Raw genomic sequence first — 11,592 nt, forward strand, 5'->3', positions numbered from 1 at the left:
AAAACACCCCTGGCGTGGATATGATTGCTGATTTTAGATTGTAACTAAGCTCAGGCCGGGAAAGGTGGAGCGCGCAAATCTATATCATTCGCATACTGGCGAACATGGGGATTCTGAAAATGGAATGAATAACTATCTTCAGCATCATCGGGATCTATCAGCAAAACAGGATAAACCGGCAGTTCCGGAAGATTGCTCTTCAGCGAAAAGACCGGGCAATGGTGTTCGTGCCGGTCGGTGAAGCTATCGTGATCGTGAAAATGATCGTGATTGTGAAACTGGTCAGCCGCACCGAGACCGAACAGAATCGTGAGGGCAACTATTGAAGCAAAAATGTTTCTCATAAATTACTCGGTTAAATACCACCGGTGCAGTAGAACTGTCTATAGACCCGGTTGTTCCGATAAAATTAATATATAGCGATTATCGTATCCGTCAATAATAGTTTATATAACCGTTAGCACAATTTTTTACAGCTCTGTTAAGACAGCTTTGAAAAACAGCCGATAGATATTTTATACGCAGGCACCACGCCCGCCCGATTGATATATTTTAACCCACGCATGAAACGGGGGAAGTCATGATCGGTCTTTTGGGAGCTATGGAAGAAGAGATCAGCCTGATGAAGGCCAGCATGGAAATTAAAGAAGTCGTTTCCCAGGCGCGCATGAAATACTATATCGGGACACTCGGCGAGCAAAAAGTGATCCTCCTCCAGACCGGGATCGGCAAAGTCAACGCCGCAATTGGCACCCAGATCATGATCGACAGGTTCGATGTCGATAAAATCGTGATGACCGGCCTGGCGGGGGCATTGATGCCCAACCTCAGGCGGGGCGATATCGTAGTCGCCAACAGCGTCGTTCAATACGATTTCGACCTGACCGCGTTTGGACGCCGCTATGGTGAACTTCCCGATGTCGGCCGGACTATCGAGGTCGATCAGAAACTTGTCAAGTATGCCTGTTACGCCTTCGATGATGTCTTCAAGGGCACGTCCGACCCTCCCCTTTTGGTAGTCGGCACGGTTATTTCGGGTGACAGGTTTGTCACCAACCCATCGCAGATCGAATGGCTGCAGCGCGAATTCGGAGCAGTGGCGACTGAGATGGAAGGTGCCGCGGTCGGGTACACATGTCATCTCAACGATGTTCCCTTCATGCTGATCCGCACTATTTCCGACACCGGCGGTGTCGACGCTACCGATGATTTCGAAGATTACCTCAAGTCCGCCTCAAATAATTCCTTCCAGATTGTTTCATCCATGTTGAAGCTCGCCGGAGTCACAGAATACGCCCATACCATTTGAAATGATCCAAAACACATCGATTCGTGTTACCATACTCATCTTTTTTTGGTTATTACGCTTAAGTACATAGAGAAAAGTCCACCGTATTCCGATTATAGATTCAGAAAGTAATGAAGCATATCAAATACAGGTATGCATTAATGCAAAAGAATGATGTTTTTATCTTGCATTGGATTTTTAATTTTTTAATTATAAATGATAGCGAGTGGGTAGATAAAAATAAAATAAAGATAACTGTCTAATGGCAACCAACCTGAGGAGGGTTACAAGATGCCGAAGAAAGCTAAAAAGGCTGCCAAGAAGAAAACCTCAAGAAAGAAAAAGGTCACGACCCGGCGCAAAGTCGGAATCGGCCAGGCCTGGACTTCCGAGGATATCAAGCTTCTGAGAAAGAAGTACAAAAATACTCCTACGGCGCAACTGGCCAAGGAGCTCAAGCGTTCGGTCGGCTCTGTCCGTGCCAAGGCTGGCGCATTGGGCCTGAAGAAAGCTGTTGTTAAGAAAAAACCTGCCAAGAAAAAAACCGCGGCAAAGAAGAAAACAGCCAAACGTAAAACCACCAAAAAGAAAACCACAGCAAAAAAGAAAACGGCTAAGAAGAAAACCACGGCCAGGAAAAAAACTACAGCTAAAAAGAAAACAGCCAAACGTAAAACTACTGCCAAGAAAAAAACTGCCAAGAAGAAAACCACAGCCAGAAAGAAAAAGAAATAGGCAGATTTCGGATTGTTCAGATTATGGTTTGATTATATTATGCCGGCTACATGGCCGGCATTTTTTATTGCCCACTATTGACAAGAGGTTGGAACTGAACTACCCTTCTGCCGATTAGAATAATAAGTTATGTCATTCTATGAAGAGACAGATATTGCCGTTATCGGAGGCGGGATAATCGGTTGTGCAACAGCTCTGGCAATCCTCACTGAACATGATTGCCGATTGACATTGTTGGAAGCCGAGGATCATCTCGCACCTCATCAAAGCGGTCATAACTCCGGAGTGATACATTCCGGAATCTATTACCGGCCCGGATCGCTTAAATCCAGATTATGCGCAAAGGGACGGGAGGCGATGTACTCCTTCTGCTCAGAACATGGCATCCGGCATGATCGCTGCGGCAAGGTGATCGTTGCCACTGCCGAGGAAGAACTCACCCGTCTCGATGATCTCGAAAAACGGGGGCGGGAAAACGGCCTGGATCAGATCGAGCGGATCGATCGTAAACGCTTAAAAGAGCTGGGGCCTCATATCAGGGGCATCGACGGTCTCTATGTGCCCTATACCGGAATCGTCGACTATATAGATGTGGTCAACAAGTACGCCGAGTTGATCAGAGCAAAGGGTGGATTGATTCGAACCTCCGCCAAAATCAGGCATATCGCACGGGCTAAAGGCAAATTGATCCTCTACGGCGACGCCAAAGAAATCAGGACAAGCTACCTGATTAACTGCGGGGGCCTCTACTCCGACCGGGTAGCCCGCCTGGCCGGCATCAAACCGAGCATCCAGATCATCCCCTTCCGGGGCGAATACTACAAGCTGGCCGAAAGCAAACGCCATCTGATTAAGGACCTGGTATATCCCGTACCCGATCCGCGTTTCCCGTTTTTGGGTGTGCACTTCACACGCAGTGTCTACAACGAGGTCGAGGCCGGTCCCAATGCCGTCCTGGCATTCAGCCGTGAGGGATACAAAAAGTCCGATATATCTCTTCTGGAAACCGCGAATATGGCGCTCTCATCCGGTTTTTGGAAGATGGCGCGCAAATATTTCAAGACCGGACTAGGCGAATTTTATCGCTCGCTTTCCAAAACAGCATTTACTAAAGAACTCCAAAGGCTGCTGCCGCAAATCGAAACAGATGATCTTGCGCCGGGAGGAACCGGTGTTCGAGCGCAGGCGCTTGACCACAATGGCAACCTGGTCGATGATTTTATAATCGATGAGACCGAGAATATGATCCATGTGCTTAACGCACCTTCTCCGGCGGCGACAGCATCTCTGGCAATCGGTGAATATATAGCCGATTTAGCACAAAAGAAGTTTCTAACTTAGAGAGGTCATCATGAGCCTGGAAGTCCGTCCTGCTGCTGAAAATGAATTCGATATTCTGCGTAAAATCGCGGCTCAGTGCCTGTCAGACTTTTGCCCGGAGGAGATTGATAAAACCGATGTCGAATCATGGAGTGAAAAAAGATACAGCGACGATACATTGAGGAAATGTCTTTCCGACAGTGACTGTTCAATAAACACCATGGTGGATAACGATCGCCCGGTCGGATTCTGTATGATGAAACTCAGGCCTGATGACCGGCGGATCGGACAAATTGATCTTCTGGTGGTCACGCCCGAGCATAAAAACCACAATTCGGTCTTTAAACTGTTTCAACAGACGATCAAGCCCAGAATCGACGCCGGTATGACCGAAGTTGAGATCAATATACCAGAATGCGCCCGTCCATGGATCGATATCTATACCAGGATCGGGCTCGAATTCGAGCCCTGGCGCAAGTTCGAGGATTACATCGGTAAACAGAAACTCATCTTCTGGCCCGGCATGCTGGTGATAGTACCCGGTTGCTGATCATTAAAGCCGGAAACGTATCCCCCACTGGTTTACCGGATCGTCGATAAATGTACCATAAACACGCTGGTAGTTCAGGCTGAAATTCTTCCAGATCGGTTTGACAACTCCGACTTCGATATAGTAATCGTAATCTTCACCCGGAGTCATATCCCAGTTGAAATCTCCTGTAAACTCGATCTGAAACCATGTACCGATCTTGACATTATTGATTGCCACTATCTGGAGCGTGCGCCCCTGAGTGTCAAAATCATCATTGGTATTGGCAAAAAAACTGACTTCATCGGAGAGTTTTTCAAACCCGAATGGCTCATCCGCGATAACAGAGACACAAAAAACTGCGACAAGAAATGTGGTCAACATTGCGGTTTTCATAGCTATCCTCCCATATTTAGCTCGACTGTCAGGGATTTTTGATCATGTTAACGAAGTCCTCGCGCACCGGATGAAAGACCTCGATCATCACAAGAGTATCGTCACCGGTATTGATCACGCCATGCTTGATATCCGAAGTCATATAGAAGCAATCGCCGGTTTTGACTTCTCTGGTCATGTTACCGATAGTCAGGCGTCCCGATCCGGAATGAATCAGTCCGCACTGCTGGTTGGAGTGCGCGTGAAGCGGCGCGGTCGCCCCGGGGGCGATCCGGTGCTGGACCATCATCATTGCCTCGCCGTTCAATCCACTTAAAACCAGGGTTTCGATACCCTTGGCGAGATTAAGACGAGGTGCTTCTTCGGTGTCTATAAACAGGGGGATTTTGGATCCCATTGCCTCCTCCTTAAGTCTATGATTTTAATGCCATAAAAAAAGGGCGCCGTGAGACGCCCAAAAATTTACGATTTACTTGACGATGAGGTTTTTCATGAACTCCGCGATGGTCGCGACCTGATCCATCCCGAAGATCATCTCACCGACCTTTTTACGCTGTCCGTCATCCATGAAATCAGCGGTCAGCCCGTAGAATTTGTCCCTGAGATCGTCATCGGTCATCGGTTCGCGCGGATCACCCTTGGCGTAGTCGACACGCTGGGTAAATGTCTCGCCCGATTTCACCTTGATATCGACCACCGAGGGCTGCAGTTCGGGGAATTCCTTCTCGAGACCCTCATCTGCCACAACCTTGATCTTCTGTATCAGATCGAGCAGTTCCTCATTTTGGAGTTTGTCCTGTTTAAACTGCAACGGTGTAACCATCCGGTCCATGATCGAAACACCCACGCAGTAGGGCATCGAATGATCGGCGGTCTCCTTGGACGTGGGACGATACTTAGTCGGATCGGCCAGGATATCGACCGCGCGGGCGATCGTATGGACTGTCACTTCCTCGACATCTTTCCAGTCGATATCTTTATCTTTGACCAATTTTAGTGCGGCTGTCACTGGCGATTGTGTCAGGAATTCGGTCGGGAAGGCTTTATAGGAACAGTCCTTGATCTTGAAGCTGTCGCCCAGTCCTTTGGTTACCGCGTCCATATCGTAACCTTCGCCCATCTGCTGACAGAACCCTTCTTTGCCCTCGATAATCGCCTCGGTGCCGATATATCCCTTCTGGGCCAGAAGTGCCGCCAGCACACCCGACTGGGTCGCCATCGGATCGACCGTGTTCTTCATCATCGTCAGCTTGCCAGCGGCTACCGCGCCCAATGAGAAATTGTGACAACCCGAGATGCCGACCGAATTGGTCAACTGGTCGGAATTCAAATCGAGCATCTTGCCCGCCACCAAAGGTGAGACAAGCTGGGTCAGTGAGGCGTGATGCCATCCCCGTTCGCGAATCCCCGGTTTGGCGAATTCACACAGGCGCATCTCCAGCTCATGGCCGATGACTATGCCCAAAAGCAGGTCCTGGCCTGTTTTACCCTCGCGTTCGCCGACTGCCAGCGCGGCCGGGATGATGTCCGAGGGATGGGAGGGATCGTCTTTCCAGTAAATATCGTTGAAATCCATCACCCGGGTCATCAGCGCGTTGGCCAGCGAAGCCATATAGGCGTTGGTCTTGAATCCGGTGGCGATACAGGTCGCCTCGGGATTGCCACCCATAGCCTCGATCACCGCCAGCGAGATTTCGCAGTCCTCGGCGCGATGACCGCCCAGGGCGCAGCCGATCGAGTCGTAGAGGATTCGTTTGGCATGATAGATCGTATCCTGGTCCAGATCTTCGAATTTGATTTTTTCGACCCACTCAGCCCACAGACGGGAGACAGTCTTATCCATTGCGTGCACTCCTTACTTGAGACATGAATTCGATTTTGAGTGATAATATATGATTTTGGCACAGGCAGGCAAGCGGAATTGGGGGGATTGACAGTCTTCTCGCAGGTCAAAACCGGCTCTGGAGTTATGACTATTTTTCAGGATTGATGGTACACCTCATGACATGATTGAAACCGGATGTAATTCCAAAGGGGATGAGACATCCTGCTTAAAGAGCTCTCCAACTAACACATCTTCAGTAAGCCTGAATAACAAACCGCTCAGTCAGGTTAATACCTTTAGATATGTGTTTTATATAATAATTAAGTTTGTTTTTTATAAGCATCTCTATAAAAATCATAAAGCTCTTTGAAGATCAGCTGTGTATATAGTGGCAGGATCTTATTGTTTTCGTTTGCGGACGAACATACGGTAAAAATTGATCCATTTGGGTGTACTGTTGCGGTATTCGATAAAGTTATTGCCGAAAGCCAGGTACAGCTGATGCTCCTCGTGCGGGATATACAGCAACTGTAAAATAAAAAACATCACCACCATCGGCACAAACGGCGTAATCGAACCCAGTAAAACCGCGAGTCCCAGTAAAATCGCCAGCATCCCAACATACATCGGATTGCGGCTGAACTGAAACGGTCCCTCGACAATCAACGCGGTCGATTTGTCAAACGGCTTGACAGTCGTATGGTGTCGTTTAAAGAGCCCATCGGCCCACAAATTCAGCATCGTTCCGTACAAAGTCGGTAAAAGTCCCAGGTATCGATACGGGCTGGGGATGATCTGCTTGATCGGCAGGATATAATGCAAAACCAGCTCAGCCCCCACCGCGATCATGAAAAAAAACGGCGGGTCGATTCCTTTTCTCTGCATCACAACACCTCTGATTCAAATTGGTAATCGCTGACTATGACAAAGTTATCGGCAGAAATCGTGGAATTACAAGATAAAACTATTTTTCGGCGTAGGCAAAGAAGATATCGTTGATCGCCAGTTCCTGACCATCAAACTTGTTGCGCAAAGCTTTGAGTCGATCGCGCCAGTAACTGCGACGCTCGGTTTTGACAACGAAACTCTCGTAGTACTCGAAGAACTCATCGAAAGTGGTCAGTTCATCGGTGCGATAGATTCTGGTCTCGACCTTGAGCCCCCTGCCTTTGAGATGATTTTCCATCGCGTCAGTATCGACATAGGGATAGTGTGCGTAGCCGACCTCCTGCTGAATTTCGAGGTACAGTTTCTGGGCTTCAATGGTGTTCTTCTTTTCCTGGCTACGGGGATCCTCGAGCGGTTCCTCGATCAGGATATACTTCTGCGATACGCGCACCATCTCATCGATCACATCCCGCCATTTCTTTATATGGTGCAGTGAAATACGCTCATAGACGAGATCAAAGTATTCATCCGGAAAACGCAGATCGAGGGCGTTCATACAAAAGTAGCTGATATTATCAGATATGTTTTCGCGACGGGCCTGATCGATCGCGTCGCAGGAGATATCGATAGCAGTTATCTTTCCGCAGTATTCGGCCAGTTTCTTGGTGAAGGCTCCATGCTTACAGCCGACATCCAAAACCATCTGCGGGTGAATTTTGGCGACGATATCTTTAATCATAAATCAGGCAGTACCCAGTTTTTTCTGTGTGTACGGAATCAATCCGCCGGCCTGCATAATTTCCATAATCTCCGGGGCGTAGGCCGGAAAATCGAACTCGCCATAGGGCGTATCGATTTTACCCTGCTCAAGATCGATCGCCAGCTTGTCGCCCGGCTGAATCTTTTCGACCACTTCTGGCTGGACTATGGCAGGTACCCCGTTATTGATCAAATTGCGGAAATAAATCCGTGAAAAAGTCCTGGCGATTACCGCTCCGACACCGGCGAACTTGAGACATTTGACAGCCTGCTCCCGAGACGATCCGCATCCGAAGTTCTTGCCTCCCACTACTATATCGCCTTTTGCGACTTTCTCGATGAATTCCGGATCGAGATCCTCCATAGCGTGCTTGGCCATTTCGTCAGGATCGGTTACGGTGTAGGTATACTTTCCGGGGAAAATCACGTCGGTATTGATATCATCGCCGTATTTAAAAACTTTGCCTTCGATTTTAGCCATACACTCTCCTTTTTCAAGTAGAAAATATACTACGGTGACCGCCCGATCGCAAGAGATTTAAAAAATTCAGCGCCAACTATGATCGTGAGATAAGTACAGGTTAGAATTTTATATGGAGAGCACAAATTCCGGTTGCGAAAATCCGTAATTTTAGTATATATAGCAGGATTTTAACTGAATATAATGGCCCTATCGTCTAGTGGTCTAGGACGGGTGGTTCTCAGCCATCAAACGGGGGTTCGATTCCCCCTAGGGCTATTGAGTTTATAAGTACCTGTCAAGAAAAGACTTGACAGGTATTCGTTTTTCAACTCTCTGCAACCGAAAAAACAACATCGATCGGGCCCGACCTGGAGTCTCAGAAAAACCTAGTAGTCTCGAAATATACTGATCTCAACATTCAAAAGGGGAAGTCAATTCCTTTATGATTGCCAAACTGGCAGATGGTGTCGAGCTCCGTTCGACATACTATGGCAACCCACATGAGCAACTGTGTCATATTTACCCCCCATGAAGGAGACAAATAGTGTTACATCAACACACCCACACCACCCCCAAAAAATCATAAACCATATCATATCAACAACTTACGAATCTGACAAAAAATGCTTTTGTGGTACGATCAATGCATAGTCTCTTAAGGAGAATAATCTCGCTGAGATTACTATCTCGGCTGATGTTTTTCTCCCGGGTAAAACAGTCACCCGAAAGTTGCTATAATTGGGGAGGGTGATATAATGACAATTACAGGAAATATAAAAATTATATAAATTGTGTTTTCAGAACGATATATGGTCACACATGCCTCGGCGAGGGATTTCTCTAAAACCAGTATCATGAGATATCACTGATATTTTTCTTAAAACTACATAATTATGATTTTAGCAAAATAACATGGAAGTAATACAATAGGATTTGAAAATGAGAATCTCCGACATATCGCTGACTTTTGTTTTAGGGGTATTCTTGAGCGCTATTCCCTTCCTGCATCTCAAAGGCGCAAGTGCACCCGGATGGGTTAAACAGGCGATTGAAAAATCTGATGCGATCGAGATCGCAAAAGACGCTCCCGCGTTTATTATATGTAATGACTATGATGTCTATATCTCCAGCCACAACAAGTCGAAAACCCGTGTTCATTACGCCGTCAAAATAATCACTGGGCACTGAGCATGGAAGCCTGAATGATCACATTCATTCCGCCCGTGAAATTGAGGATATTGAGGGGTACCGGATCAGCCCCAATGGTGAAACTGAGAAACTCAACAGGGAAAATATCTATACAACCAATCTGGGAGAGGCCGCGGGCTATTATGATGATGTCAGCCATCTGGTGGCAACATTTCCCGATATGTCAGCGGGGGACATTATCGCCTACGAGTATGAAATCAAGGAAGATGAGTACTGGTGCAGTTACTATCACTTGTTTGTGGTCCAGCTAAAACTACCGGTCCTGTCCACCAATATCGAATTGGAGATACCCGAAGATTGGATCCTGATGAAAACGGTGCAAAATATCGACTCGATTTCTGAAACGCTGGATGGCAATAAGTACTTTTGACATAAAGGTTTTACGCCCTACTGTCCGGAAGAATCCTATATGCCGGACTGGTCTGAGGCAATGAGCGCGATCTATATATCCTGCTACGATCCGGTGGATGCGCGCCACAGGACATTTACCGGCTGGCAACCGATTTCCCGCTGGACTCATGACCTGTTCATCAAACCGACCCAACCGGACAGCCTGATATTTCAAAACTCGAGGAAATCCGCCAGGGCACGTCCTCTTCCGCAGAGCTCATCAGTAGGATCGCCGATTATGTCAGGGATCAGATACGATACGTGGCTGTCGCAATTGACGAGGGCCGTTTTACACCAAGGTTCTGCTCTCAGACAGCCAGCAATCACTACGGTGACTGCAAAGACAAATCAGCCCTGATGGTAGCTATGCTGAAGGCATCTGGTTTCAATGCCAGTCCGGTTCTGGTAGCGGTGAACAGCGAGGTCGATACCGGGTTATATTACTCCCTTTCAATTCAATCATGCAATCGTGGGACTCGAGGCCGACTCCAGCATAAAATCTATGCAGACTGAATTCTGCTCAGTCGGAGACTGGCTCTTTTTCGACCCGACCGACCCGGCCACACCGCTGGGAGAACTACCTGAGGTTCTGTATGGCACATGGGCTCTGAGAGCTTCCAGGCCGGGATCCGAACTCATCAAACTGTCCTCAACTGAGCCGGAAAACTATTACCGTAAATATCAGGCCGACGCTGTTCTGGATTCCAACGGCTCATTCTCAGCGCATATAACCATCAAGGATTTTGACCTCAAATCGTCACAAGCCGAATATTTGCTCAAGTCCAGTGCCATTAATGAGCTTTATAAAAGATATCAAAAGTATTTTGCAAGCACTATCCATAATTCGCGAATCGAATGCCTTCACTATGAGTGCTTTGACGATTCGACACTTCTGAGCTTCACTCTCAAGGGAGACAACCAGACCACCTCCGCGGGAGGCATAATCATGCTGAAACCTGATTTTTTCCACACTCTCGACAATCCTGAGGATATGGATGAAAAGCGTTACTACCCGATCACATTCGGCAATCCGGCCCTGTATGAAAAAGAGATAGTCTGGCATCTGCCCGAAAACCTGGTCTTTGAAAGGATACTTGATTCGATGGAAAGTGACTGCGCGATTGCCGGCTTCAAATGCGACATAACAACATCCGACAGCACCCTGAGGTACTTCATGAAAACAAGGTATCTCGGGGGTCAGGTTCCAGCCGAAAGTTATGAAGACGGATACGAATTTATAAACAACTTGAACAAGTCACAAAACAGGATAGTCATAATTAAAACGAGATGAGGTTTTCTAATATCGAGATGGATGTTGATTGCAACCATTCTTGTTACAGCATTTTTGCTGTTATCGGAAAGCTTGCAGGCGGGAGTGGTCAAAGAAGACAAATTCGAATGGGATGAGATTACTGCTGAAGACTGGGCGATCAGCAGAGACACAACGAAGAAAATATTCGATGCCGCCATGATATTCGAGAAAATCAATGCCGATGACGAAGATCTGGATGATGACAGATGCTACCGGACCATCTACCGCAGGATTCGTGTATTGACCGACAACGGGCGCGAATGGGGTGACGTTGAAGTGCCAATACTCAGTTTTGATCAAAAGATTGAGGCAATCCAGGGACGGACGGTGCTTGAAGACGGGACTTCAATTCCTCTGGATGATGATCACGTTTATGAGAAAGAATCCGTGAAAAGCAAGCAGTTCGAATTTAAACAATTCACATTCTCAATGCCGAGTGTTACCAACGACTGCTTCATCGAATACATCATCAAGTACC

14 protein-coding genes, 1 tRNA gene and 2 pseudogenes are annotated in these 11,592 nt (G+C 47.4%); 10 read left to right on the forward strand and 7 right to left on the reverse strand.

The features are described from left to right. Nucleotides 1-50 precede the first annotated feature (50 nt). Entirely contained in the window at nt 51-344 is a 294-nt protein-coding gene (locus tag GF404_08755; protein MBD3382274.1) for a hypothetical protein, read from the reverse strand. Between the two features lie 236 nt (nt 345-580). On the opposite strand from GF404_08755, the pseudogene GF404_08760 reads away from it, so the two are divergent. The 4 genes and pseudogenes from GF404_08760 to GF404_08775 all read left to right on the forward strand — a co-directional run bounded on the left by GF404_08760 (nt 581) and on the right by GF404_08775 (nt 3,893). Beyond that, nucleotides 581-1,309 (forward strand): annotated as a pseudogene (locus GF404_08760) (5'-methylthioadenosine/adenosylhomocysteine nucleosidase). A gap of 498 nt (nt 1,310-1,807) precedes the next feature. Continuing rightward, a pseudogene (locus GF404_08765) lies at nt 1,808-2,023 on the forward strand (DNA-binding protein). A 129-nt stretch (nt 2,024-2,152) separates the two neighbouring features. Further along, nucleotides 2,153-3,364, forward strand: a complete 1,212-nt coding sequence (lhgO, locus tag GF404_08770) for an L-2-hydroxyglutarate oxidase (GenBank protein MBD3382275.1) — start codon at nt 2,153-2,155, stop codon at nt 3,362-3,364. 10 nt (nt 3,365-3,374) lie between these two features. Continuing rightward, nucleotides 3,375-3,893, forward strand: a complete 519-nt coding sequence (locus tag GF404_08775) for a GNAT family N-acetyltransferase (GenBank protein ID MBD3382276.1) — start codon at nt 3,375-3,377, stop codon at nt 3,891-3,893. 3 nt (nt 3,894-3,896) lie between these two features. Here GF404_08775 and GF404_08780 read toward each other — a convergent pair whose 3' ends face one another. The 6 genes from GF404_08780 to GF404_08805 form a co-directional block, all read right to left on the reverse strand. After that, nucleotides 3,897-4,268: a hypothetical protein gene (locus tag GF404_08780; protein ID MBD3382277.1), complete on the reverse strand. Its 372-nt coding sequence runs from the start codon at nt 4,266-4,268 to the stop codon at nt 3,897-3,899. 28 nt (nt 4,269-4,296) lie between these two features. Further along, complete coding sequence (locus GF404_08785) at nt 4,297-4,665, reverse strand: cupin domain-containing protein (GenBank protein MBD3382278.1); 369 nt, start codon at nt 4,663-4,665, stop codon at nt 4,297-4,299. Nucleotides 4,666-4,737: 72 nt separating this feature from the next. Further along, complete coding sequence (locus tag GF404_08790; protein ID MBD3382279.1) at nt 4,738-6,111, reverse strand: MmgE/PrpD family protein; 1,374 nt, start codon at nt 6,109-6,111, stop codon at nt 4,738-4,740. Nucleotides 6,112-6,492: 381 nt separating this feature from the next. Next, on the reverse strand, nt 6,493-6,978 hold the full coding sequence (locus GF404_08795; protein ID MBD3382280.1) for a hypothetical protein: 486 nt from the start codon (nt 6,976-6,978) through the stop codon (nt 6,493-6,495). 79 nt (nt 6,979-7,057) lie between these two features. Further along, nucleotides 7,058-7,720: a methyltransferase domain-containing protein gene (locus GF404_08800; GenBank protein ID MBD3382281.1), complete on the reverse strand. Its 663-nt coding sequence runs from the start codon at nt 7,718-7,720 to the stop codon at nt 7,058-7,060. A 3-nt stretch (nt 7,721-7,723) separates the two neighbouring features. Next, the gene (locus tag GF404_08805) at nt 7,724-8,221 is read right to left on the reverse strand and encodes a 3-isopropylmalate dehydratase (protein ID MBD3382282.1); all 498 of its coding nucleotides are present in this window, start codon (nt 8,219-8,221) and stop codon (nt 7,724-7,726) included. Between the two features lie 185 nt (nt 8,222-8,406). On the opposite strand from GF404_08805, the gene GF404_08810 reads away from it, so the two are divergent. The 6 genes from GF404_08810 to GF404_08835 form a co-directional block, all read left to right on the forward strand. Continuing rightward, nucleotides 8,407-8,479, forward strand: a tRNA-Glu gene (locus tag GF404_08810). A 663-nt stretch (nt 8,480-9,142) separates the two neighbouring features. After that, entirely contained in the window at nt 9,143-9,391 is a 249-nt protein-coding gene (locus GF404_08815) for a hypothetical protein (protein ID MBD3382283.1), read from the forward strand. Then, a complete protein-coding gene (locus GF404_08820) occupies nt 9,381-9,782 on the forward strand; it encodes a DUF3857 domain-containing protein (protein MBD3382284.1) in 402 nt (133 codons plus the stop codon). Before GF404_08815 ends, GF404_08820 begins: the two co-directional genes overlap by 11 nt. A gap of 188 nt (nt 9,783-9,970) precedes the next feature. Continuing rightward, nucleotides 9,971-10,315 carry a hypothetical protein gene (locus GF404_08825; protein ID MBD3382285.1) on the forward strand — a complete coding sequence of 115 codons (345 nt, stop codon included), beginning with the start codon at nt 9,971-9,973 and terminating at the stop codon, nt 10,313-10,315. After that, nucleotides 10,305-11,093, forward strand: coding sequence for a hypothetical protein (locus tag GF404_08830; GenBank protein MBD3382286.1), 789 nt, complete (start codon nt 10,305-10,307; stop codon nt 11,091-11,093). Before GF404_08825 ends, GF404_08830 begins: the two co-directional genes overlap by 11 nt. A gap of 21 nt (nt 11,094-11,114) precedes the next feature. Next, on the forward strand, nt 11,115-11,592 hold a 478-nt coding region (locus tag GF404_08835; protein ID MBD3382287.1), incomplete at its 3' end, for a DUF3857 domain-containing protein.

The organism is Candidatus Zixiibacteriota bacterium (genome assembly GCA_014728145.1).
Taxonomy (GTDB): domain Bacteria; phylum Zixibacteria; class MSB-5A5; order JAABVY01; family JAABVY01; genus WJMC01.

Excerpts from the sequence above, each read along its gene's own strand:
- GF404_08755 (MBD3382274.1), bottom strand. The coding sequence starts at position 344 with ATGAGAAACATTTTTGCTTCAATAGTTGCCCTCACGATTCTGTTCGGT.
- lhgO (MBD3382275.1), top strand. The coding sequence starts at position 2,153 with ATGTCATTCTATGAAGAGACAGATATTGCCGTTATCGGAGGCGGGATA.
- GF404_08775 (MBD3382276.1), top strand. The coding sequence starts at position 3,375 with ATGAGCCTGGAAGTCCGTCCTGCTGCTGAAAATGAATTCGATATTCTG.
- GF404_08780 (MBD3382277.1), bottom strand. The coding sequence starts at position 4,268 with ATGAAAACCGCAATGTTGACCACATTTCTTGTCGCAGTTTTTTGTGTC.
- GF404_08785 (MBD3382278.1), bottom strand. The coding sequence starts at position 4,665 with ATGGGATCCAAAATCCCCCTGTTTATAGACACCGAAGAAGCACCTCGT.
- GF404_08790 (MBD3382279.1), bottom strand. The coding sequence starts at position 6,111 with ATGGATAAGACTGTCTCCCGTCTGTGGGCTGAGTGGGTCGAAAAAATC.
- GF404_08795 (MBD3382280.1), bottom strand. The coding sequence starts at position 6,978 with ATGCAGAGAAAAGGAATCGACCCGCCGTTTTTTTTCATGATCGCGGTG.
- GF404_08800 (MBD3382281.1), bottom strand. The coding sequence starts at position 7,720 with ATGATTAAAGATATCGTCGCCAAAATTCACCCGCAGATGGTTTTGGAT.
- GF404_08805 (MBD3382282.1), bottom strand. The coding sequence starts at position 8,221 with ATGGCTAAAATCGAAGGCAAAGTTTTTAAATACGGCGATGATATCAAT.
- GF404_08815 (MBD3382283.1), top strand. The coding sequence starts at position 9,143 with ATGAGAATCTCCGACATATCGCTGACTTTTGTTTTAGGGGTATTCTTG.
- GF404_08830 (MBD3382286.1), top strand. The coding sequence starts at position 10,305 with ATGCAGACTGAATTCTGCTCAGTCGGAGACTGGCTCTTTTTCGACCCG.